At 47.2% G+C, this 23,923-nt stretch carries 19 protein-coding genes and 1 riboswitch; of the genes, 10 read left to right on the forward strand and 9 right to left on the reverse strand.

What is annotated here, in order from left to right; genetic code table 11:
- Positions 1–49 precede the first annotated feature (49 nt).
- On the forward strand, positions 50–829 hold the full coding sequence (lgt, locus tag L5L97_RS02680) for a prolipoprotein diacylglyceryl transferase (RefSeq protein WP_263182009.1): 780 nt from the start codon (positions 50–52) through the stop codon (positions 827–829).
- Between the two features lie 83 nt (positions 830–912).
- Here lgt and L5L97_RS02685 read toward each other — a convergent pair whose 3' ends face one another.
- Positions 913–1,830, reverse strand: a complete 918-nt coding sequence (locus L5L97_RS02685) for an alpha/beta hydrolase (RefSeq protein ID WP_263169455.1) — start codon at positions 1,828–1,830, stop codon at positions 913–915.
- A 412-nt stretch (positions 1,831–2,242) separates the two neighbouring features.
- On the opposite strand from L5L97_RS02685, the gene L5L97_RS02690 reads away from it, so the two are divergent.
- Complete coding sequence (locus L5L97_RS02690; protein WP_263181928.1) at positions 2,243–3,604, forward strand: MATE family efflux transporter; 1,362 nt, start codon at positions 2,243–2,245, stop codon at positions 3,602–3,604.
- Between the two features lie 27 nt (positions 3,605–3,631).
- Here L5L97_RS02690 and L5L97_RS02695 read toward each other — a convergent pair whose 3' ends face one another.
- Together L5L97_RS02695 and L5L97_RS02700 are read right to left on the reverse strand one after the other, a co-directional pair.
- Positions 3,632–4,237, reverse strand: coding sequence for a DUF4274 domain-containing protein (locus tag L5L97_RS02695; protein ID WP_263181930.1), 606 nt, complete (start codon positions 4,235–4,237; stop codon positions 3,632–3,634).
- 98 nt (positions 4,238–4,335) lie between these two features.
- Positions 4,336–4,761, reverse strand: coding sequence for an HPP family protein (locus L5L97_RS02700; protein ID WP_263181931.1), 426 nt, complete (start codon positions 4,759–4,761; stop codon positions 4,336–4,338).
- Positions 4,762–5,016: 255 nt separating this feature from the next.
- Here L5L97_RS02700 and L5L97_RS02705 point away from each other — a divergent pair, with 255 nt between their 5' ends.
- Positions 5,017–6,783 (forward strand): alkaline phosphatase D family protein, encoded by a 1,767-nt coding sequence (locus L5L97_RS02705; RefSeq protein ID WP_263181933.1) that lies wholly within the window; start codon positions 5,017–5,019, stop codon positions 6,781–6,783.
- 284 nt (positions 6,784–7,067) lie between these two features.
- Positions 7,068–7,634, forward strand: a complete 567-nt coding sequence (locus tag L5L97_RS02710; RefSeq protein WP_028759331.1) for a phosphoribosyltransferase — start codon at positions 7,068–7,070, stop codon at positions 7,632–7,634.
- A gap of 89 nt (positions 7,635–7,723) precedes the next feature.
- Here L5L97_RS02710 and L5L97_RS02715 read toward each other — a convergent pair whose 3' ends face one another.
- Positions 7,724–9,001, reverse strand: a complete 1,278-nt coding sequence (locus L5L97_RS02715) for a glycerophosphodiester phosphodiesterase family protein (RefSeq protein ID WP_263181934.1) — start codon at positions 8,999–9,001, stop codon at positions 7,724–7,726.
- 370 nt (positions 9,002–9,371) lie between these two features.
- On the opposite strand from L5L97_RS02715, the gene L5L97_RS02720 reads away from it, so the two are divergent.
- Positions 9,372–9,674, forward strand: coding sequence for a DUF3622 domain-containing protein (locus tag L5L97_RS02720; RefSeq protein WP_105250177.1), 303 nt, complete (start codon positions 9,372–9,374; stop codon positions 9,672–9,674).
- Between the two features lie 380 nt (positions 9,675–10,054).
- Complete coding sequence (locus tag L5L97_RS02725; protein WP_263181935.1) at positions 10,055–11,239, forward strand: DUF3103 domain-containing protein; 1,185 nt, start codon at positions 10,055–10,057, stop codon at positions 11,237–11,239.
- Between the two features lie 87 nt (positions 11,240–11,326).
- Here L5L97_RS02725 and azu read toward each other — a convergent pair whose 3' ends face one another.
- From azu to rihA, 3 genes are all read right to left on the reverse strand, one after another.
- Positions 11,327–11,803: an azurin gene (azu, locus tag L5L97_RS02730; RefSeq protein WP_263181936.1), complete on the reverse strand. Its 477-nt coding sequence runs from the start codon at positions 11,801–11,803 to the stop codon at positions 11,327–11,329.
- A gap of 294 nt (positions 11,804–12,097) precedes the next feature.
- Entirely contained in the window at positions 12,098–13,009 is a 912-nt protein-coding gene (gene rbsK / locus L5L97_RS02735) for a ribokinase (protein ID WP_263181938.1), read from the reverse strand.
- 19 nt (positions 13,010–13,028) lie between these two features.
- Positions 13,029–13,985 (reverse strand): pyrimidine-specific ribonucleoside hydrolase RihA, encoded by a 957-nt coding sequence (gene rihA, locus L5L97_RS02740; protein WP_263181939.1) that lies wholly within the window; start codon positions 13,983–13,985, stop codon positions 13,029–13,031.
- Positions 13,986–14,219: 234 nt separating this feature from the next.
- On the opposite strand from rihA, the gene L5L97_RS02745 reads away from it, so the two are divergent.
- From L5L97_RS02745 to L5L97_RS02755, 3 genes are all read left to right on the forward strand, one after another.
- Complete coding sequence (locus L5L97_RS02745; RefSeq protein ID WP_263181941.1) at positions 14,220–15,662, forward strand: hypothetical protein; 1,443 nt, start codon at positions 14,220–14,222, stop codon at positions 15,660–15,662.
- 134 nt (positions 15,663–15,796) lie between these two features.
- Positions 15,797–16,032, forward strand: a riboswitch (cobalamin riboswitch).
- Positions 16,033–16,140: 108 nt separating this feature from the next.
- Positions 16,141–18,102: a TonB-dependent receptor gene (locus L5L97_RS02750; protein WP_263181943.1), complete on the forward strand. Its 1,962-nt coding sequence runs from the start codon at positions 16,141–16,143 to the stop codon at positions 18,100–18,102.
- A gap of 279 nt (positions 18,103–18,381) precedes the next feature.
- Positions 18,382–19,110 carry an HDOD domain-containing protein gene (locus tag L5L97_RS02755; protein ID WP_105250172.1) on the forward strand — a complete coding sequence of 243 codons (729 nt, stop codon included), beginning with the start codon at positions 18,382–18,384 and terminating at the stop codon, positions 19,108–19,110.
- Positions 19,111–19,190: 80 nt separating this feature from the next.
- Here L5L97_RS02755 and L5L97_RS02760 read toward each other — a convergent pair whose 3' ends face one another.
- A complete protein-coding gene (locus L5L97_RS02760) occupies positions 19,191–20,096 on the reverse strand; it encodes a LysR family transcriptional regulator (RefSeq protein ID WP_105250171.1) in 906 nt (301 codons plus the stop codon).
- Between the two features lie 199 nt (positions 20,097–20,295).
- On the opposite strand from L5L97_RS02760, the gene metE reads away from it, so the two are divergent.
- Positions 20,296–22,566: a 5-methyltetrahydropteroyltriglutamate--homocysteine S-methyltransferase gene (gene metE / locus L5L97_RS02765; RefSeq protein ID WP_263181945.1), complete on the forward strand. Its 2,271-nt coding sequence runs from the start codon at positions 20,296–20,298 to the stop codon at positions 22,564–22,566.
- Positions 22,567–22,671: 105 nt separating this feature from the next.
- On the opposite strand, the gene queG is transcribed toward metE, so the two are convergent.
- Positions 22,672–23,874, reverse strand: coding sequence for a tRNA epoxyqueuosine(34) reductase QueG (gene queG / locus L5L97_RS02770; RefSeq protein WP_263181946.1), 1,203 nt, complete (start codon positions 23,872–23,874; stop codon positions 22,672–22,674).
- Between the last annotated feature and the right edge of the window lie 49 nt (positions 23,875–23,923).

Genomic DNA, 23,923 nt, shown 5'->3' on the forward strand with positions numbered 1-23,923 from the left:
ATGCTTTTTGGCGTACCTCTATGTACCAAGTGTTATGGAGTAATTGAATTTGGAACACTTAGTGTGGGAGCTCGATCCTGTATTAATCTCGTTTATGGGACTAAAAATACATTGGTATGGAGTCCTGTTTGCTCTTGCTATTACTGCTGGTTTTCAGGTGATGAAGCGGATTTATATCAAGGAAAATCTCGATCTTGAGTCCCTTGATAATTTACTGATTTATTGTGTGGTTGGCATTATTGTGGGCGCGCGTTTGGCCCATTGTATGTTCTACGATCCGACTTATTACTTTGCTCATCCGCTTAAGATCTTGGCGATTTGGGAAGGCGGACTTGCCAGCCACGGTGGTGGTTTAGGCGCGATTCTGGCCTTGTATTATTACCAACGTAAAGTGAAGCTACCCTTCCTGTTTTTGTTGGACAGACTCGCTATCGCCACCGCCATTTTTGGCTTTTTTGTGCGTATGGCAAACTTTGCCAACTCAGAAATTTTAGGCGATCCTACGGCTCAACCTTGGGGCATTATATTTGCCCGTGTCGACATGTTGCCAAGACATCCAGCACAGCTCTATGAGGCTTTCGCTTATTTAGCTATCTTTATTGGTCTGTATGCTTTGTATCAATACACGCAGATTAAACAAAGACATGGGGCTATTTTCGGCCTGTTTCTGGTATCGGTGTTTAGTGCGCGAATTGCGATTGAGTCGATTAAAGTTAGCCAAGCGGCTTACTCTGAAACTTTCTTAAGTGCGGGACAACTTCTGAGCTTACCGTTTTTAGCCGTAGGTATAGTCTTGTTGTTCTTGGCGTATCGAAAGAAAACCGTTTAAATTTAAATATCAAACGGTTAAAAAAGGCTTTCTATCTTGATAGAAAGCCTTTTTTATGAATGAATTAATCATCAAGTATGACGTTAGGCTCTCTTCACTATATTAGTCACCTGCACCATGGCATCCCGAGCGGAACGGCTCACGCCCGAGAGTTGGAAGAAACCATGGATGACGCCAAGATAACGACGGCAGTGGGCATTGACGCCAGCCTCTAATAGATTCCTAAATAGCTGTTCACCTTCATCGACGAGCGGATCGAATTCGGCGGTGATGATATGGGTTTCGGGTAAGCCTGCTAAGTCATCACGGCGTAGTGGACTGGCTTCTGCATCGGTTCTGGGGTGCCAATCTAAATACAGATCGAAACCTGTGAGCAAGGTGTCGCGGGTGATGATGTATTTCTCGCCATTGTCGCTATAGCTTTGGCTCTTCGCGGTGGCATCGAGCATAGGATAGATAAGCACTTGTTTGTGTGGCAACCATTGCCCTTTGGCTTTTAAACGCAGGCAAGTGACTAGGGCTAAATGGCCGCCGGCGCTGTCGCCCATTAGGGTGATTTTGGTGTTATCACCGCCCCATTGGTGGCAATGTTGATAGATGACTTCTGCGGCATGGCAGGCATCGTCGTGGGCTGCGGGATAAACATGTTCTGGGGCGAGGCGATAGCGAACGGCGATCACCAGTGCGCCAGAATCATTGGCGAGTTTTCGCAGTTGTTGATTGTGGGTTTCAACGCCGCCACTGATAAAACAGCCACCATGGTAGTAAATGACGATAGGTAAATTGTCTGCCGCCGAGGGTTTAAACAGAGTTAATTCTGCCCCCTCGATGGAAATAGATCTAACCTCGAACACCTCTTCAGGCTCACCTGCGAGTACAGTGCTGGCGATATAACCTTGCCTACGTTGCTCAATGGTTTGCTCTCGCACCGATGGGCAACCCGCCGCGATAAACTCGCTAACCAATTGTTTAATTCCCTCTTCTAAATAGAGTTGGCTCATTTAATACTCCCTCAATTTTTAGTGCGCTCGGCTGTTCTGCAATGGGCTGAGTTTATCGGCAGCTTAATTGAATTGGTAGCCTAGATTCACACTCACCCATGAGCTCTATCATGATTGCGGAAATTAACTTTGGTATTAACTCAGTAATGAATACGGTTGCAGTCGGCATCTTTTTCACTATTACAGATTGAGTTGTAGGGTGTCTTGTAAGAAAATTACCAACTTAATTGACTGTCAGGCTTAATGCGCTTAAATGTCCGCCTGATTGTGCGTTCGATAGCACTTTGATGTCTATTTGTGAAAGTGGGTTTCAGTCTCTTGGCTAAAATATAGGTTGCCAAGATGCTGTTTGAGCGACACATTGAGCCAGCGACCACACTCGTTATTCGTTCTCTATTTGCAGGAATCTTTCGTGGCAAAAGCACCCAAAACATTGCAACAGCGTATGGGCATAGTTGCCCTGACGTGGCCGATTTTTATCGAGACCTTGCTGCAATCTCTGCTTGGGATCAGCGATATCTTTATGCTGAGCCATTATTCCGATAATGCGGTTGCCGCAGTGGGACTCACGACTCAGTTGATGTTCTTCATGATGGTCATGTCCATGATGGTGAGTACGGGCGCAAGTATTTTGATTAGCCAAAGCAATGGGGCAGGCCAACCGCAGCAGGCTGTCGATATCGGGGTGGCGAGTGTCGTATTGAGTTTGGTATTAGCCTTGGTCATGGGCGCATCTATGTTCTTTGGTGCTAAGGGCATTATCGGCTTATTTGCACTTGAGCACGATGTGGCTGGTTTTGGATATGACTATTTGGTGATTTGCGGCAGCTTGAGCATAGGGCTAGTGATGAACATTGCCTTCGCCGCTATTTTGCGTAGTTACGGTTTTACCCGCTCGGCCATGTTAGTGACCTCGAGCACGGGCTTAATGAACGTGATCGGTAATTATATTGCCCTGTATTCACCCTTTGGTTTACCTGTTTATGGGGTAACAGGAGTGGCGATATCGACAGTGACCAGCCAGATCATCGGTGCGTTTATCATGCTGATGGTGATCCGGCATAAGCAAATCCCGCTGCCACTGCAAAGACTTAAGCTCTTACCGCGCAGCACTTATTGGAGTGTGATGCGTATTGGCCTGCTCAATGCTGGCGAGATGCTGTCTTACAATGTGGCTCAGATGACCATCATCTACTTTATCAGCCAGATGGGCACTTTATCGCTCACGGCCTACACCTATGGCTTGAACATTAGCCGTTTTATCTATTGTTTTGCAGTCGCACTTGGGCAGGCGACGCAAATCCAGACCGGATATTATGTGGGTAAACAATGGTTCGATGAAATCACCACTCGGGTGCAGCGTTACTGTTTGGTGGGCTTTATGGTTTCCCTTGGTATCGTCTTAGTATTCTACTGGCAGCGATTCACTATTGTTGGCTGGCTAAGTGAAAACGAAGAAGTCATCCAACTAACAGCGTTATTGCTGGCAGGTTCAATCGCGCTCGAAACAGGGCGAGTATTTAATCTGGTGATAATTTCGGCATTAAAAGGCGCGGGTGATGTGGCGTTCCCTGTGCGGGTTGGCCTCTTTAGCATGTGGGGCATTGGCGTGCTATTGGCATGGTTCTTTGGCTTGCATTTAGGTTACGGCGTGCTTGCAGCATGGCTTGCCGTTGCGGCAGATGAATGGATCCGCGGCCTGATTATGGTGTATCGCTGGCGCTCGTGCCGCTGGCAGCGTTTTACGCGTATTCCGCCAGTAACCCCAGCTTAAACTGTTCTGATATCAAAAGATCAACGCTTATTGTTTGCCCCATTTACCCGATTTCAGCAGTTCATTTTTAAATTGTAGATACCTTGGGTGCCCTTCATAGGTTTCGATTTCCATAGTGCTATAAGGGGCAAAAATAGCCCCTGGAATTTGGCATCCTCTAGTAAGAACGTCTTCTAATGAGGGCATAAAACATTCTTTAATCGGGTCAAAATGGATTTTATAACTGGCATAGCCGCGCGCAACAAATCTATCGGTTATGGTTTTGAATAGCTGTCCAAAAGGTGTATCGAGCGTCTCTGGCGTGGAGTAATAAAAGCCTTGTCCGTACCAGTAGAGTAATAAGGCGGTACCTGCGTCGCAGAGTGGATGTTCGATAATCGCCCTGACCATGTCGGGATCATCGTTATCCCAATTCAAGTTGGCCGCGACAAAATGCAATTCCTCCATACTTTGTAAGTCACTGATACAGGTGATTTGTGTCGCCGCTTTGCCAAAGTAGGTACTGTCTTGATGTAAAAAGTCGTAATCGGGATTGGCGAGTAATTTGGCGAGTTGTTGTTGATTGGCAAAACAGCCAAATTCTGCGCATTCATAGGCGCGAATAAATTGTTCCTGGGAGAGTAATTTAGCCAAGGGAATCCTTTCTTTTATAGAAAATACAGTTTATAAAAAATACAACGCCAGCCTTTACGTAGTAAAAGGCTGACATAGAATAAAAGGAGCGTAAAACGTTACGCTTGCTGTTGCAGCAGGGTACGGCACAGCTTAATAAAGTCGGATGAAGTGACGATACCGAGTACCTTTTTATCAACATCGATAACGGGCAAGCAGCCGAGTTTGTTTTCGATAAAATATTCCACCACCACAGTTAAGGGCTCGTCGGCGGTAAGATGCTGAAAGTCTTGGTCCATCACGGTTTTGATCGGCGTGTATCGCTCCTTACGATCGAGCGCGCCTTGGCCGTATTTATTCAACATAGTCATCACGCTGGCGATCATCTTTTTATGGGTGAGTACGCCAACGAGGGTGCCATCCATTTCAGATATCACAGGTAAGTGGCGTACGCCACGGGTTTGCATCAGATGGTGGGCATCTTTCAAGCTGGCGCCATCGCTGATGCAAATGACTTGATCACTCATAATATCGCTGACTTTCATTGTTAAATTCCTTTTCTTGCCATTCTTAGGCGTGCATTTAACACGCTGCGTTAGCCTGCACCGATGTTAGCAGCTTCCTTGTTCGCTGCGCTAGCCCTGCTTAAATAAAGTACGCCATTCAGTATAAGTATTTGAATTGATAGAAATCATAAAAGGCTGACAAAGGTGTCACAAATGTGTAACAGTGATGTCTCACAATCGGGGTCTCATTAGACCTCATACCAGTGAAGCCTTTTCTAACAAGGAATAATAATAATGAATCGTACCGTAACTCGTCGTGACTTTTTGGCTATGTCGGCCAAAGGTGTTGGCGTTGCTGTGATCTCTTACGGCTTGATGGGCTGTAGTGATAGTAATGATGATAATTCTGTACCCGCGCAATTTTTACATGGGATTGCCAGTGGCGATCCGGCAGTCGATGCCGTGATCCTCTGGACTCGTGTCACGCCTGAGTCTGAGAGCGATGTAAAAGTGAGTTGGCAAGTGGCAAGCGATGCGGCCTTTAGTCAATTAGTGACTACAGGTGAGACTGTCACTAATGCAAGCCGTGACTACACGGTTAAGATTGATGCCCGTGGTTTACGTGCCGGGCAAACCTACTTTTATCGCTTTATGACGGGTGATAAAACCTCAGTTGTGGGTAAAACCCGCACTCTGCCTGAGGGTGACGTTAGCTCAGTCAAATTAGCCGTGATGTCCTGTGCTAACTTTCCTGCCGGTTATTTTAACGTCTATGAGTTAGCGGCGGCGCAGGATGATTTAGATGCTGTGGTGCATTTAGGCGATTACATCTATGAATATGCCCGCGGTGGTTATGCCAGTGAGCATGCTGCCGAATTGGGCCGTGAAGTGTTACCCGCCAATGAGTTGCTGACGTTGAGTGATTACCGCACTCGCCATGGTCAGTACCATACCGATGCGAGTCTGCAAAAGTTACACGCAAAAGTGCCTTTTATCACAGTGTGGGATGACCATGAAGTGGCCAATGATACTTGGCGTGATAGTGCCGAGAATCACAACGAAGGCGAAGGGGATTTTGCCGTTCGTAAAGAAGCGGCACTACAAGCTTATTTCGAGTGGTTACCGATTCGCCCATGGCGTGAAGGGAACCATGAAGAGATTTACCGCAGCTTCAGTTACGGCAATCTCGTCGATCTGCATATGTTGGATACTCGCGTATTAGCCCGTGATAAACAGCTCGATTATGCCGATTATATGGATCCTACCACGGGTTCGTTTGCGGGAGAGCGTTTCCTTGCTGATGTCACTTCGACCACTCGCACTATGCTGGGGCTGACGCAATTATTATGGCTGCAGGGCACATTGCTACAGTCGACAGGCAAGTGGCAAGTACTGGGACAGCAGGTATTAATGGGTAAGATGTCATTGCCTGCTGCGATTGCCACTCAGCAGATGAGCATTCCTCAATTTGCTATGTTAGGGGCTTTAGCTAAGTTAGCGGCCCGTGCGGCGGCAAATGATCCCACGCTTACTGCCCAAGAGCTGCAATATCTTCAAGCCAATCAAGCCTTACTCACGCCAGAAGTTATCGGACTGCTGCAATTACCTGCAATCCCGTACAACTTAGATGCTTGGGATGGTTATGCCTATGAGCGTGAAGTGATTTTAGGTACGGCTAAATCGAAAAATCTTAACCTAGTTGTGATCGCGGGTGACACCCATAATGCATGGGCAAACGAGCTTAAAGACGTGCAAGGCGATACTGTGGGTGTTGAGTTTGCGACTAGCTCAGTATCATCGCCAGGCCTTGAATATTACTTGAATCTGCCAGCGGAACAGATCCCCGCGACCGAGGCGGCAATCGTCGAGTTAGTGCCAGATCTTAAGTACGCTAACTTAAAAGACCGAGGCTTTATGACGCTCACCTTTACCGCTGATGAGGTGCGCAGCGACTGGCATTATGTGGATACCATTTTGTCGAAGGATTTCCAAGTCGCAACGGCCCGTGGTTATAGCGCTAAGGCAAAAGTAGGCGAGCATGTGATTACGCCTATCGTTTAATGCGGTATTGTTCGCTTGTTTATCGGCCACCTTAGGGTGGCCTTTTTGTTGCTTTTGGCTTTAAAAGGCAAAATAAATGTCTGTTGTCACGCAAGTTCTTACTATTACTGCAGCACATCGCATTTTTTTGGTATAAAATTCGCTCCCAAAATTCGGCGGCTGCCTACACTTGCTAAGGCAAAGCTGTTCTAGTGTTTTGGGAACCTTTACCCGCCGAACAGACCTTACAGGGGTCATAAGCTTTAACGACCTAAGAATAAAATCAATGTGATGGGGACTGTGTCATGTCAGAAAAGTATTTTGTTACCGCGCAGCAATTGCTGGAAGATTCATTTTTATTAGCTTCGCAAGTGTATGAGAGTGGCTTTCGTCCGCAATTTATCGTGGGTATTTGGCGTGGCGGTGCTCCAATCGGGATCGCGGTACAGGAGTTTTTCGATTTTAAACAAGTTGAAACCGATCACATTGCCGTGCGTACCTCTTCTTATTATGGGATTGGCACCGACAAACAAAGCAAAGAAATCAAAGTTCATGGTCTGCATTACATCGTTGAAAATGCGAACGCGAGTGACGGTTTGTTGATTGTGGATGACGTGTTTGACTCTGGCCGTAGTATTCATGCATTAAAAGAAAAACTCAGCCAACTGATGCGCCTAAATATGCCAACCGATATCCGTATCGCTTGCCCTTATTACAAGCCAAAAAATACCGCAGTGCCTTTAAAACCCGACTATTACATTCATGCCTCTGAAGACTGGTTAGTTTTCCCGCACGAAGTCACAGGTTTAACGCCTGAAGAAATTGCCGAAGGTAAGGGCGATTTAAAGAATATCCAGCACCTGTTTAAATAGCTCGCGGCGAGATATAGATTATTTTCGCAATAAAAAAAATGCGTTAACGATTAATCGTTAACGCATTTTTTGTTTTCTATATCGATGACTTATAAATCCATACAGTTAGCATAGTAAGTCACAGTGGCGGGCCAGTCGGAGAACACTCCAATCACGCCGACATCTTTCGCAAGTACATCAAGTAATTCAAAGGTATCGCCTTCATTATCTATCGCTTCGGTAATGCTTTGAAAGTAAAAGCCGCCGCCATTTTTTAATAAACCAGATCGCTCCAGCGACCAAGTGATGATCTTAAGCCCAGCGCCTTTAGCGGCCTTAGCGTATTCCGAAGGAATGATTTTCTTATCCGCATCTAAGGCGACTAATACCCAGAGTGGCGGCGCAATAATTTCGACGCCTTGGGTCTTTAAATCCGCCATTGATGGTGACCAAGTGGCAGAATTCTGCGGATCAAAGGCGCTGTTATAATCGTATCTGTCATCGAGAAACACGGCTTGCTTCGCAAATTCAGGGGCGTTGGCGACCCAATATTTGATGTCATCCAAAATAAATGACTGGGGGAATACCTGCGAAACATCGACGCCCGCCGCCGTGTATTCATCTAACATTTTTTGCGCGTAATCCTGCTGAGTAAAACCATCGAAGGGCATAGATACGCTGGCGGCTTTTAGCTCAGGCGTCATCTTTACACCAGCTTTTTTAAACATTTCAATACTTTCAGCGTGGGTCATCAAGGTGCCATTGTCAGCATAAAGATCGGTGCGCCAGCTTGGGGTACCATTGATGAATTCGGCCGCAGTGGTCGCTTTCGGATTGTTGCCTTCCATCTTACCCTTGAGAGTTTTAAATTCGGCGAGGGTGATATCGCTAGTGCAACAGGTTGCCGATGCGCTGATACCATTGGCGGGATCGGCAGGAATGAATGGGCTCGAACATTTATTGGCAAGTTCGGGTATGGCTAAAATGTTGGTCGTGCTGGCAAGATCGCACTGTGAGTGGCGGCAAACTAAAGCTTTATCGGCGGTGAAGGTGACATCACACTCGACTATGCCTGCGCCCGAATCGATAGCCGCTTGGTAGGATTCCTTTGTATGCTCAGGGAATTTCATTGGCGCGCCACGGTGACCGATAGAAAATTCGCTGCGATAAAAACTGTCAGTGGTGCATTGTTCTAAGCGGGTTTTAAGTGTGCTGTCTTGCATTTGACGAACGAGGAATAAGGGTCTTTCTCCCACTTGAGCAGGAACGGATTTGCTGGTGGGTGGCGTGATAGCGGCGTTATCATCGTCATTATTGCAACCGGCTAATAAAGCGCTCGTGGCAATTAACAGGCCGAGTGAGAGCGACGAAATAGGGCGTAGTTTCATCAGATTTACCTATGAGTAATGATGTAAATTATTAATATTAATCAGAAACTCTAAAGTGTTAATGTGACTGAAAAAGCCTATTTGTATGACATAAACAAGAATATATACCGTTTGCACGACGATTATCTAAGGCACGCTAGCTTGCGATAAACTGCCTTAGACAGAGGACGGTCGGGATATATGCACAGTGTTGCTTTAGATGTGAGCATTGACTCCACTGAGCGAGTCGATGAAACTGGCATGAATATTTTCATCTGGGCGATCTTTCTGGGCCGAAATCAAGTACACTGCGCTCCTTTTGTTTTATGATGAGCGTTTGGTTCGCTTGATAAGACAAACGTGACAAGCATCATTTAGGAAATAGAGCAGAATGAGCAAGGGCAAAAAATACGATTTTCGCGTGACACAGGGCGACAACGGTTGGAAAACTGAAATTACTCGTCGCATGACATCAACTAAAACGGTTGTGTCTAAGAGCCATGATGGCTTTGCGACCGAAGCCGAAGCGCAAGCTTGGGGCTTAACTGAATTACAAGTGTTTTTAGGTACGTTAACTGAGCGCAATAAACGTCGTTCAGAGAAACAAGCTAAAGCAAAATTAGCCGCAGCATTAGCGGCTGAAGCGGCTACTGATGCCGAAGATCTTGATGAAGATGATTTCGACGAAGAGTAACACTCATTCGTTTAACCTTGTCTTATCAAGCCAGTGTGATCGTAAGGGAGCGTTCAAAGCGTTCTGAAACGTCACTCTGGCGATGAACAGCAAAAGGCAGATCTTAAGATCTGCCTTTTGTGTTTTTGTCGCTCGCGAAACTGTGCATATCAATTCATTTCATTCTATTTCCTCGTTTATCTTCATACACACTGTTCGGCTGGACTGATCTGTTGATGCTGTCATTAGCTTGTTTTTATCGTATTTAGCCGGGATTACGTACTCTATACCATTAATAATTAACGATAACTATTATCATTTGATTTACTTAGATGCTGCTCTGTGCTCATATGTAAGGAATTCGAACGCACGTTTAACTTTATCAAGGTAAGGGAACTCCTATGAAACTACTTCAATCCAGTTTATTGCTGTGTTTGTCGGCTTCGGCAACCCTGAGTTATGGCCAAGCCTTAGATGGAGAGGCGTTACGCTTACTACAAGCGTCGCTAAAGGATTCGACTTTGGATGCACAAGCGCAGTTAACCAATACTAAGCGGGCATTGGCGTTAGATTTAAGCCATCAATATGCGCAGCTTGCGCCTATCTTACAGACTGAAATAAACCAGTATCAGTTAGCAGTGAATGCCGATGAGATTCTGTCCCAACATAGGCTCAATGATCATGTGATCACCAAAGCCGATGCATCAATTCGCCGAGTGAAGGGCTTAAGTGCCAAAGCAGATTCTCTGGTGCAAGTGCGTCTGGCGGATGAAACCATGTTAACCCCATGGCAGCAAGGTGAGTCTCCTCTATTTGCCTATGAGCCCGATGGTGACGAGCGTCAGTGGGATTATATTGAAGCCTTTGATATTTATGGGCAAGTGCATCAATTAGACGTGTATAACCTGCCGCAGCAGCCGGTGTTTGTGGTTGGTATCGATAGTAAAAAAGCCTTTGTGGCTGGCTTAGAGGTGATGCGGGCGACATTTGCCGAGGCGCAGTCAGCGAAAAAAGAGGGCGCACTACTGAGCCGTGCGCAAACACAGGTGGTGGCAGACAAGCCTATTTCAACCACAGTGATCAAACAGATATCCTTGAAGGATGACCATGAGCCGTGGATTTCTGGTCGTGCCGAAATTTACGGCATAGTGACTGGGGTTGATCCAAGCCGTGAAGAGCCTGTGCTCGATATCGTCGAAATGCCCTATTTAGATTATGCGGATACGACCTATTATCCGAATCAAATCATCATACATTGGGAGCGTTATCGTTGGGCGGCTGCGGACATGATCCTAATGGAGCATGACGATGGCACTAACTATAAAGTGTTGGCCACTAAGTTGTTGGAAGCGGCGGAGCAGATCTTAAAGTCGATCCCCGATCCTGAAGCTCAGGGTTATGCGCTGATCCCGCAAATCACCAATGGTATTTTAAGTGTGATGCCGGATGCTTGGTTCACCAATGACGATGACTTTGTCGACGTGTATTACACCTTACAGGAAGGGGTTGAATATCCTAACTTGAACGGCGCTAACGGTAATGCGATGACGAGCTTTGCGCCATTAGTCATCCAACCAAGACCATGATGGATTAGTGCAATGGCTGAAATGTAAAAGCGGATCCTAAGATCCGCTTTTTTATTGACTAACTTAAGGTGAGGCTAAGCCATTCCTTTAAGCTTTTAACTTGAAACTGCCTTGCATAATCGCCCAGTGACCTGGGAAGCTGCAGAAGAATTGGTAGGCTTCGGTGGCGCTCATACCGGCAGTGCTAAAGGTGATCGACGTTGATTCGCCACCGCCCACTAAATCTGTGTGTGCGATAACGCGCGTATCACCGGCTTTGACATAGGCTGCATCAGGACCGGCGCTCATGCCTTCAGTTGCTACTGCTGACATATCGGCTGCCTTAGTTAATACCCAGTTATGGCCCATGGCTGCTTTTGGCAAGGTGCCTGAGTGGGTTAAGGTTAAGGTCACTTCTTTACAGCTTGCAGGTACAGACAGCTCTTTAGTGTCAAATTGCATTGCATCAGTGGCGGCAATTTTCAGTTCACATTCGTTGGCACTCGCTTGGCTAGCGAATAATAATCCTAGGCCGATTAGGCCAGTGCTGGTCACGTTACGTAAAGCTGTGCTTTTTGCTTTCATCTGGTACTTCCTTATTTGAACAAGGGTAGCCGAGCCGTTTTGACTCGGACATGCACCTGCCAGCATAAGCAATCTTCATTAAATGGGAATGAAATCAGCGTGTAAATTATGTATATGCAACTTTCGGTTGAAAGCTTACATTGTTATTGGCGGCAAAATTGTTAGCGGTAAACATAGGTGAGTACTTAGTTGGAGTGAACTAAGTACTCAGAAGTTATTATTTATATGTTTGATTTATAAATGATAATTTGTAGGTTCTAACGCAGGGCGTCTACTTCAGAACGTCTTACGTTTTTAGTACGAAAGCTCCTGTCGATAGGGAATCGCACGTTGTGCACCTGGGCGAGTGACAGTAATGGCACTGGCTGCATTGGCAAATCCCACGGCTGCAGCAATCGACATGCCCTCGCTTAAGCCCACAACTAAGGCGCCATTGAAGGTATCCCCTGCGGCGACTGTGTCTATGGCCTGCACTTCAAACGCAGGTATTAGCCCATTAAAACCTGGGCTGCTGATATATGCGCCACGGTTACCTAAGGTTATGACCACAATCTTTACTCCCTGCTGGTGGAGAAGTTGCGCTGCCATTTGTGCATCATCAAGATGGTTGATCTCAACTCCCGTTAAGGCTTCTGCTTCGGTTTCATTGGGGGTAATAATATCTACCCACTTGAGTACATCTTGGCCAAGTGCCGTCGCTGGAGCAGGATTTAGTACAGTCGTCACGCCAAGATTCTTGGCTATTTGCAGCGCCTTTGCCACTGTGGCAGCGGGCGTTTCCAATTGTGTTAACAAGTACTCCGCATTAGCAAACAGGGCGTAATGAGCTTCTAAGTCATCGGGTGAAAGGCTGGCGTTGGCACCTGCGGCAACGCCAATCGTATTCTCACCGTTATCACCGATAAAAATCATGGCAGTGCCTGTGCTCAGTCCGGCTATTTGGCGGATCCCTTCCGCACTGATGCCATCATTCATCCAGCTTTGACGCATATTATCGCCGATACTGTCTTGGCCGAGATGGCAGATAAAATCAGTGCGTGAACCTGATTTGGCTAAGCGTGCGCAGGCGACGGCTTGATTGGCCCCTTTGCCGCCCTGTTCGAGGCGGTAATCTCGGCTCATTAAGGTTTGCCCTGCAGCGGGCAGGTACTCAAATTTCATCACATGGTCGGCATTTGCACTGCCGATAACGAGTATCTGGCTCATAGAAGACTCACTGTCATTTTTATCTGCGATTGAGATAAGTTGCATCATAGACGCGTAAACTGTCTACCAGTAAATCGACAAAGCCTTGCCTATCGATCCCAAACAGCACAGTCGCATTGGCGGCTTTACCTGTTAGCTGATAGCGATCGACCACTGTCATGCCTAAGGTCAACTCACTTTGGGTTTCAATACTTACCCAGCAATCTTGCGCCTCAAATAGCTCAGGTTTAAGCAACCAAGCGATAGTGCAGGGGTCGTGCAATGGCGCACCAATAAAGCCCCATTTAGGATCTCTGTGGTAAATCATAAAGAAATCCAATAATTCGGCGACGCACTGAGCAATTGGATTTTGAATCGCGCGAATGCGTTCTATGTCTTCATCCATGATTTGCGCCTGATGAGTCACATCGAGCCCACACATAGTGATGGGAATACCGGATTTAAAGACAATATCGGCGGCTTCTGGGTCGACAAAAATATTAAACTCGGCGGCAGGTGTCCAATTGCCGACACCGGCTGCGCCGCCCATCAGCACAATGCGCTCAATTTTATCGTGTAACTCTCTATGACTCGCCAGTAAAAGGGCGATGTTAGTCAGTGGCCCTGTGGGAATTAAGGTTACTGGCTTATCGCTTTGGCGAATTTTCTTGGCCATCAGTTCTACGGCATTGAGTGTTTGTGGCGCAAAGCTGGGCTCTGGCAATGCAGGGCCGTCGAGTCCGGTTTCACCATGAACATTGTCGGCAATGATTAATTCGCGAGCTAATGGCTTGACGGCGCCGCCAGCGACAGGAATATCACTGCGATTTAATAAGGTTAAGATCCGCAGGGCATTATTGAGCGTTTTATCCGGCGTTTGGTTACCGGCGCTGGTGGTGACGGCCAGTGGAACCAGCTCTGGATGGGCGAGAGCTAAAATGAGCGCAATAGCGTCGTCATGGCCGGGATCGCAATCCAGAATAATAGGGCGAGTCATACTGTTACTCCTTTAAACAGCGCTGATGGGTGCTTAGAATAGCATGCCATCAGTTAGGCGCTAGCCTGTGGAGGGGACTTGCAGAGTAAACTGTGAGCATTTTCGTCTTTTTATCAACAAGCTGCTAGAATTCTGCCCATTTTTGACACTAGGCGATGTTAGGTAAATCCATTCTCGCTCTGTCCGCTGCACAACATTGAATGACATATCCAAGCAAATACAAGGAAATAAGTAATGCTCACTCATCGAATCACTTGGCCTAAGGCTTTACTCGCGGGCATGGTTGCCATGCAGATCTCTGGCTGTAGCGATCCTCAACCTATGGCCGTTGTGGAAAGTAATAACGAGTCATTGCTACAGTTTGATAACGGCAAACTGCTCCAACTTAAGGAAAATCCGAGTCCACAGTATCGCCATATTCCCTGTGATTTACCCACAGTCGAGACTGTAGTCACCAACAGTTCGGCCTTTGCGGCGTTAACACAATCTGGTGAGGTGATTACTTGGGGCGACAGTTATGCTGGTGGTGATAGCCGCGAGGTGACGGGGCAGCTTAAGCAAGTTAAGCAAATCGTCCCAGTTAAGGACGGGTTTGCCGCGCTACGTCAAGATGGCACTGTGGTTTACTGGGGTAATGTAGGGAAATTGAGCCTCGACAAAGCCCTGCAAAACCGCATGACCAATATTACCAAGTTGTTCGCTAATCAAGAGGCCATTGCGGCCCTTGATGCTAATGGCAAGGTACACACTTGGGGTTATGGCCCCTACGGCGGCAATAGCTTACATGTGCAGGATCAATTAGTTGATGTTGTCGATATCTTCGCCAGAGGACGCAGTTTTGTCGCCCTCAAAAAAGAGGGCAGTGCTGTGATTTGGGGGCAGGTTGAAGAGTCGACCAATATGAAAAAGTTACTCCCGCAGCTTACGGATGTGGCGAAGATCGAATATTTTCAACACACCTATGCCGCCTTGAAAAAGGACGGCACTGTGGTGAGTTGGGGTTGGCGCAGTGATGCTTACTCGATCCGCAGCGCCTTAAAGGATGTGGCGAGTATGACGGCAAACAATTGTGCCTTTGCGATTTTAAGTCCTACGGGGGATGCGCATTTTTGGGGCGATGGGATTAACTGTGGTGTCGATTGGATTAAAAAAACCAATATCACAGGGGTAAAAGAGATTATCAGCATTGGCTCAGGCTTTTTATTACTGCGGGATAAGGCCGTGCCGCAAATAGTGGCCGACGATACTGATTACGCTCATATGTTTGGGTTTCACTATGCCCAAGAGATTCTTGATAAATATTGGCAGGAAGGCAGCATCATTACCCAAGGGCCTGCCTCCTTTGTGTTTACGCGTCCCGATGGCAAAGTGGTGCCTGTTGGTTATCGCGCCAACCGTGAAAATGTGGAGAAGTTGATTGCACGTATTCCGCGCCTTACTTGGTTAGATGGCGCAAATGACGGTTATGTTGGCATCAGCGAAAAGGGGGAGCTGGTCTCTTGGTCGATGAATTTGCCAATGTTCGACAAGTCGCCAGTGCAACCTGCTGACTCGTTAGTGATTAAACCGCTGGATTTTACTCCCGTTGCCCAATGCGAAACCCCTGAGCAGCGTCAGGCGATTTTGAGCAAAGACAGACCAAAACCTGCGGCAAAAAACTGGGATGGTGTTTTCTAGCTCATGTGAGTTTTCTCGCTAACTTGAGATTAATGGACTTTCATCCGTATAGACGTCTATAATGCGCGCGCTCAGGTCTGATATGCTCTGAGCCTTGTTGGGCGTTAACAGATTGTACGCCCTTTGAACCTAATTTTGAGTCAACCTTCTGTGGTGCTTACGATGATAGTGTCGTGAGATAATCGGGAAGCCAGTGAAATTCTGGCACTGCCCCCGCAACGGTAAAAGGTGAGAGAAGACCGCGTTTGATTGGTGTGTTCAAGACTGAACCCGAAAGTCAGAATGTGAAAGGTCAGTCTCGCGTTAATCTAACTTTTAATGGATTAACATAGCCTAAGTCCGGAGACCGGCCCTAAAGGTGTTTTTGAGATTTCGGTGGGCAGATCTCAAAATGCGATAATCACCGTCAGTATTTACGACTGAATTAACGGTATCGTGGCGTCAATGCCCCGTTTTCCTTGCAGGAGTTAAAGGTAAAATGGGAACAAATCCAACAAAAATCGCGCTGCTGATCGGCAGCCTTTGCAGTTTTTCAATTATCGCGCCCGTTATGGCGGCTGACGATACCAGCACAGCTAAAGTCGACGAGCATCTTGTCGTGATCGGCCGCTCTGATAAGACCCCGTTAAATATTGCCGCCAATGTGAATGTGATTGATGCCGCGGCTATTGAAATGAGTGGCGCGACTAATTTGACCGACGTCTTACGCGGTCAAAGCGGTATTCAAATTTCGGATAACAATATTGGAACTAGCTTTGCTATGCGTGGTTTTAGCGCCAGCACTGCCGTTAATAACACGCTGATTTTACTTGATGGTCGTCGTCTCAATAATATCGATATCGCCGCACCTAGCCTTAATGCCATTCCGCTTAATCAAGTGGATCGTATTGAAATTTTATCGGGTAGTGCAGGTGTACTTTATGGCGATCAAGCCGTGGGCGGGGTGATTAATATTGTCACTAAGTCCCCTGAAAATACTGGCGGCAGCGTGCAGTTATCTGGCGGTAGCTTTGATACCTATGAAGGTCGTGGTGATGTGTCTGGCGCGATCAACAAAGATTGGCGTTACTTTTTCACCGGTAGTTACAACCAAGGTGACAACTATCGCCAGCATAATGCCAACGAAACCGGCTCTATTCTTGGCCGCATTCAATATAAAACAGCCACAGACTCGTTCTTTGTTGAAACCAGCTACTACGATAACGATCGTGAAAATCCGGGCTCGCTTACTGAAAAGCAATTTAAAGACGATCCCCGTGCTTCATCAAATAAGGTAGAGTATGCCCACGAGATGACCACTGCGGCGCGAACGGGTTACAAGCATCAGCTTAATCAAAACTGGGCGCTGGCGGCGGATTTAGATTACAGCGATACCTTAGTGTCTTCTCTTAATTGGGGGGCGAACAGCCATAACACACGCTCACTGTTAATGTTTAGCCCTAAAGCGTTAGCGAATTACAGCACGCGTCAAGGCGAGCTAAACCTAGTCACAGGTTTAGACATCAGCCGTGGCAAGGCTGATTTTGACACTATGGCGCGCAGTAATGTGCAGCAAATGCAAAGCGCCTATCTACAAGCTACAGTGCCTTTAAGCCATACTTTAAGTTACGTTGTGGGTGGTCGTTATGCACGAGTGACCGATGAGTTAGTCGATGGCAATGTCTATCCTAATGGCATGGATTTAGACGAAAATGCCCACGCATTCGAACTGGGTTTAAATTACCGCCCAACTGCGGAGCACAGACTCTATGTGCGCGCCGATGATAACTTCCGTTTTGCCAAAGTGGATGAGCAAGCTTATACATCGCCGGGCGTATTTGGCTTAAAGCCGCAAACAGGCCGTTCCTATGAGGCGGGTTGGGATTGGGCTGTCGCTAGTCAAACTCTGCGAGTCAGCCTATATCGTCTCGATTTAGAGGATGAAATTGTTTATGACTCGAGTGCAGTTAAACCCATTGGTGGAAATTTCAACGGTGCAAACGTCAATGCTGACGCTTCTCGTCGTTATGGCGCGGGTGCCGATTGGGATTGGCAGATCACTAAAGCGCTGCAGCTAGGGCTGGAATATAACTATACCGACGCCGAATTTACCGATGGTGCTAACGATGGCAAAGAGCTGTCTTGGGTGGCAAAACACACGGGACGCGGTTATGTCAGCATGGATTTTGCTGAGCATTTCCAAGTATTTGCCGAAGCTATCTACACGGGGGATCGTTTTATCGAAGGCGATAACGCTAATCAAGGTGATAAGCTAGCAAGTTACGTGCTTGGTAATTTAGCCTTGAATTATAATCGTGATGCTTGGCTTGCCAGTCTGCGTATCGATAATGTATTCGATAAAGATTATGTTAGCGCAGGCTATTATGGTGGTGGAACATATAATGGTTATTACTCAGGTCGAGGCCGTGATATTCGTTTCACTGTGGGCTACCGCTTCTAAATATTAATGAGCTATCTAATAACAAAGCCAGACTCAGTCTGGCTTTTTAGTTTTTACGCTGAGTTCAAAGAATAAATCTTAAAATAGGTATAGTCTTGAATATCGTTTTAGTAGAGTGGTTTAATTGTCGTTATCTATAGTGTTAGCGGGCAGTCATCACTAAATAGGAGTAATTTATATTTTACTCTGCTGTTTATTGCTGAAATTCTTAGTATTTTAGGTATGATGTGAGCTGTAACCGAATCATCTTATTGTTAATAAACAGGTGTAAAGTGTCTTATGACTGATCTTGAGCAACAGGTTTTTACTCAAGTTAGAGCTATCATAGCGAACGAAGAGCAAGTGATTGGCCGCCGAGGGATTCTAATTCCACTCAAAAAAGCGATCCTTGCTGAAGGCGACATTCGTAATGTGATTGACATTATCTCGAGCGATCCCGCATTGGCAGCGCACATGCTTATGCGCAGTAATTCCGCACAGGCTGCTGTAGTGGAAAATCACAAAACTCGCTCGTTGAAAGAAGCTTTGATCCGCTTAGGTCAAGTTAATATCTATCGCTACGCCTTTACGTTCTATTTAAAAGAACGCCTCGATGAACTGCCACAGCCCTATAAAAAGTTGGTCCAAGGTTATTGGAAGCTGACTGAAGATATTGCAACGGATGCGGTAGATAGCTTAGCGGATATGGAAGGTGTGGAGGTTGATGCTGACGAAGTACAAACCTTAGCTCTGTTCAGTGTGTTCGGCCAAATTATCGCACTGACCGCATTTGCCTATTTAAATGCTAATGCCGAACAGTCATTTCCTTTAAGTGTGATTAAGTCATTGATTGATAATCAACAACAGACCTTAACCATCGAAGCGTTCGAGGCGTTAGATCTCGATCAGGATCTGCGTCAAGAATTTATGATCGCCCATAATTTGCGTCAGACCCGTAATCCTAATTCATCAGGGTTGATACTGCGCCGTGTCTTGTCTATGCGTGGATTGTTGATGAATCCGCTGTAATTTGTCGATGCTATGAAATAGTCATTTGACTCAATAAAAAAGCCTGCATTCGCAGGCTTTTTTAGTCAATTTCACCCGCATTAATTCGTCTTCTGCTGGCGGGATAAACCTTCCCTCGCCACCAGTTGTAACCAATTTTGGATCAATGCAGAGTTAGCACTGTGGCGGCGATAGGCACCAAATAGCGGTCGTTTCAGACCTTCTTGGCCGAGTTTTACCGTAGCGAGACTCAGTCCATGTCCTTCATTAATCGACCAGCTTGGCAGTGCGGCTATGCCGTCTTTACAGGCGATGCGTTGCAATAACATCATTGTTAAATCACAGGTTTTTTGCTCGCCCGCCTCTATGCCCGCAGGCTCTAAAAAGTGGCGATAAATGTCTAAACGCGTCAACGGCACTGGATAACTGATAATAGGCAAGTGTGCTAATTGCTTAGGGGTGACATAGGCTTCTTTCGCTAAAGGATGATCCTTAGCAACCACTAACTTCACTTCAAAATCAAACAAATGCTGGTAGGCGAGTGAATGCCCAGGCACAGGATCTGAGGTTAATACAATATCCAGTTCACCCATTTCTAAGGCATTGAGCGAGTCGAACAGATGACGGCTCGACAAGTCTAACTCGGCTGCCGGATGATCTTGCCTAAATTGCTCCATTACAGGCATTAACCAGCGAAAACAGCTATGGCACTCAATGCCGACACGCAACTGATTGGTTTCGGTTTCCAGCCCATTCTTCAAATCTGTCTCGGTTTCTAACACCTTAGGCAAAATTTCTTCGGCCAGATGCAGCAGGCGTGCACCTTCTTGGGTGAATGACAGTGGCTTACTCTTACGCACAAAAATGGGCGAGTTAATCCTTTGCTCCAGCTCCTTAATCTGGTGGGAGAGGGCGGATTGAGTGACAAAACGTTTTTTGGCTGCGCCCGCCAAACTGCCGCTTTCTTTCAGGGCCATTAAGGTTCGCAGGTGTCTTAGTTCGATCATGTTCACTCCAAGTGAATTTCGCTCATGTTGTGCTTGAAATCAATTCGGTTGCTGGAATAGAGACTAACACAATAAACTTCTAGACGTCCAGACGCCCATTGTTATTTATCAGGCTGAAGTGCTGAAAAGTGCCAAGAGAAAACAATCTGGTGGGTGTAAGTGCCGAATATGGCTTATCTCAAATAAAGGAAGATAGAGTATGCAATTAAATAGTCTTGGGTTTCCCCGTATTGGGCGTCGTCGTGAATTGAAATTTGCCTTAGAAAAATACTGGCGTGGTGAGAGCACTCAGGCACAATTACGTGAAGTGGCGAGTGAACTTCGCCGCACCCATTGGCAGTGGCAAGCTGCTGCTGGCATTGAGCAAGTTCCCGTAGGTGATTTTGCCTTTTATGATCAAGTGCTGACCTTAAGCGCGACTTTAAATGCCATTCCTGATCGTCATCGTGGTGAAGGGGCAATCGATCTCGATACTTTATTCCGTGTTGCCCGCGGCAGAGCGCCAACGGGCCAAGATGCGCCAGCCTCTGAAATGACCAAGTATTTCAATACTAACTATCACTATCTGGTACCTGAGCTCAGCCAAAACCAAGAGTTTTCGATTGCCTATGAGCAGTTCTTTGATGAAGTTAGCGAAGCGCAGTCCTTAGGTTATAAAGCAAAACCTGTGCTACTCGGCCCTGTTAGCTACTTGTTCCTTGCTAAAACCGTGGGCCAAGAGTTTGATAAGTTAAGCTTATTACCCAATTTATTAGCTGCTTATGCTGACATTTTGGTGCGTTTTGCTGCTCTGGGAGTGCAATGGGTACAGCTCGATGAGCCCATTCTCGCATTGGAATTGGATGGCGAATGGCAAGCGGCGATGACTGAGGCGTATCAAGCCCTCAGCACTGCGAAGGTGAAGATCCTTCTTACCAGTTATTACGGCGGTATCGCACACCATCAAGCGCTGGTATCGGCCTTGCCGGTCGCGGGGTTGCATGTCGATTTAGTCACAGCGCCGGATCAATTGGCAGTCTTTGCCCATGCGCTTGGTCGAGATCAAATTTTGTCGGTGGGTGTGGTCAATGGTCGCAACGTGTGGGCGGCAGAGGCGGATTTGATTGCCGAACGCATAGGCGCGGTTGCCCGTGATCTCGGAGATCGCTTGTGGATCGGTACTTCTTGCTCACTCCTGCACAGCCCTGTGGATTTAGATGTGGAAGCCACGCTTGAGCCCGCGCTGCGTCAACAACTCGCGTTTGCGAAGCAAAAATTACTTGAACTGGCCAATGTGCGCCAATTGCTACTGGCACCTGAATCTATCGCGGCAAAAGAGATTGTGCAAACCAGTTTGGCGCGCCGCGAGGCGAAAGCGCAGGCTGCCGACAGTCAAGTGATTGCCCGCGTTGCCGCGTTGACATCTGCCGATTATGAGCGCGTCAGTGATTTCACCGTACGCCAAGCAGTGCAGCAGCAGAAATACCGTTTACCTCTGTTGCCGACCACCACCATTGGCTCCTTCCCACAAACACCTGCAATCCGTGGACTACGCAGTCGTTGGCGCAAGGGCGATCTGAGTGATGCACAATATACAGAGCAATTACAACAAGTCACCCGCGATACTATCGACCGCCAGCTTAAACTCGGTATCGATGTGCTGGTTCATGGTGAGGCCGAGCGCAACGATATGGTGGAATACTTTGGTGAGCAGCTTGCGGGCGTTGGCTTTACCAAAAATGGTTGGGTGCAAAGCTATGGTTCACGCTGTGTTAAGCCGCCGTTGATCTATGGTGATGTTAGTCGTCCAAAGGCGATGACGGTTGATTGGGCCGAGTTTGCCCAAAGTCTCACCGACAAGCCTGTAAAAGGCATGCTGACTGGCCCTGTGACGATTCTGCATTGGTCATTCGCCCGTGAAGATATCGGCCGCGATGTGATTGCGACTCAGCTGGCGCTGGCGATTCGTGATGAAGTGGTGGATTTACAAAATGCCGGCATTGGCATTATACAAATCGATGAGCCCGCCTTCCGTGAAGGTCTGCCATTGAAACAAAGTGAGTGGCAAGCCTATTTAGATTGGGCGGTGAATGCCTTTAAACTCAGCGCTGCTGGGGTGATTGATGAGACTCAAATCCACACCCACATGTGTTACAGCGAGTTTAACGACACTATTGCCGCGATTGCCGCCATGGATGCCGATGTGATTACTATCGAGACTTCGCGTTCACGGATGGAGTTACTCAACGCCTTTGAAGATTTTGAATATCCCAATGAAATCGGCCCAGGTGTGTATGACATTCACTCGCCAAACACCCCAAGTGTGGAGGCCATGGTGCACTTAATCGAGAAAGCGGCGCAAAAAGTGCCCGTACGTCAGCTGTGGGTCAATCCAGATTGTGGCCTAAAAACCCGTACTTGGGATGAAGTCGAACCCGCACTGAAAAACATGGTCGATGCCACGCGAGAACTACGTCGCCGCCTTGGTTAATATTATGCTTGAGTGAAATATTTTTTTACTGAGCTTATTGAGTTTGTTGAATTAGTAACAGCGGATGCTTATGCATCCGTTGTCTTTTATTTATTGCCGACTGACTTAAGCATCTCGCGGTAAGCCTTTTTCGATAATGCGCACCATACGTTCGGTTTTGCGGCGGGCTTTTTGTTGTTCAGTTGCAGCGCTTTCAGCAAGGCGCGATTGCTGGGCATTAAGCGCCCATTCAATATGCTCACGCACTATCTCATCGATATCTTCGCTGTGATTGCGGGCGTTAAGTGCGGCAACAATGCTTGGGCTTGCGGGAGCGTTACCCAGTGCTACTGCAATATTACGTAGCCAACGTTTATGTCCAATGCGACGAATGGCGCTGCCTTCAGTTTGTTTAAGAAACTCGGCCTCGCTCCAAGCAAAAAGGCTGAGAAGGTCAGGTTGCTTTAACTGCGGACGAATATGAAAGTCAGTTTCTTCAGTCAGCGGCGCTTGGCGATTGATGGGACACGCGAGTTGGCAATCATCGCAGCCATAGATGCGATTGCCCATGAGTGGCCTAAATTCTTCAGGAATAGCGCCCTGCAGTTCAATGGTGAGATAGGAAATACAGCGTCTGCCATCGACTACATAAGGTTCTACGATTGCACCCGTTGGGCAGGAGGTAATGCAGGCGACACAAGTGTTACAGCCTTCTTGAATGGGAATATCCACTGGTAGCGGCAAATTGATCAGTAGCTCACCTAAAAAGAACCAACTGCCAGCTTCATGGTTGAGTATGAGTGAGTGTTTACCTGTCCAGCCTATACCGGCTTTTTCGGCTAAGGGGCGCTCAAGTACTGGTGCTGAGTCAACAAAGGGGCGAAAGTCAGCGGCATCGAAACCGAGAGAAACTAGCTCTGCACTGATTTGATCTCCCAGCTTTTTAAGTCGAGCGCGGATCAACTTGTGGTAGTCGCGACCTCCTGCATAACGGGAAATATAACCTAAGTTGGGATCGGTGAGATTCGTTGCAAAGCCAGCTTCGGGTGGTAAATAGTCCATCCGTACGGAGATCACCCGCACTGTGCCCGGATGCAGTTCTTGCGGGCGAGCGCGCATCATGCCATGGGTAGCCATATAGGCCATTTCGCCATGAAAACCTTTGTCTAGCCATGCTTGGAGTTTGGCTTCTTCAGCGGTTAAATCCGTATCGCAAATGCCAACCTGCGCAAATCCGAGTGCTTTTCCCCACGTTTTAATTTGAAGAGCGAGCCGCGACAGCATGCTGGCATAGGATTGGCTTGGGGTTTGATTGGCTAAAGTTGACATGAATTGATTGCAGCGAGGCTCTTGGCTAGGTGGCAATATGATAGCAGTT

Source organism: Shewanella sp. SM71 (genome assembly GCF_025653905.1).
GTDB lineage: Bacteria > Pseudomonadota > Gammaproteobacteria > Enterobacterales > Shewanellaceae > Shewanella > Shewanella oncorhynchi.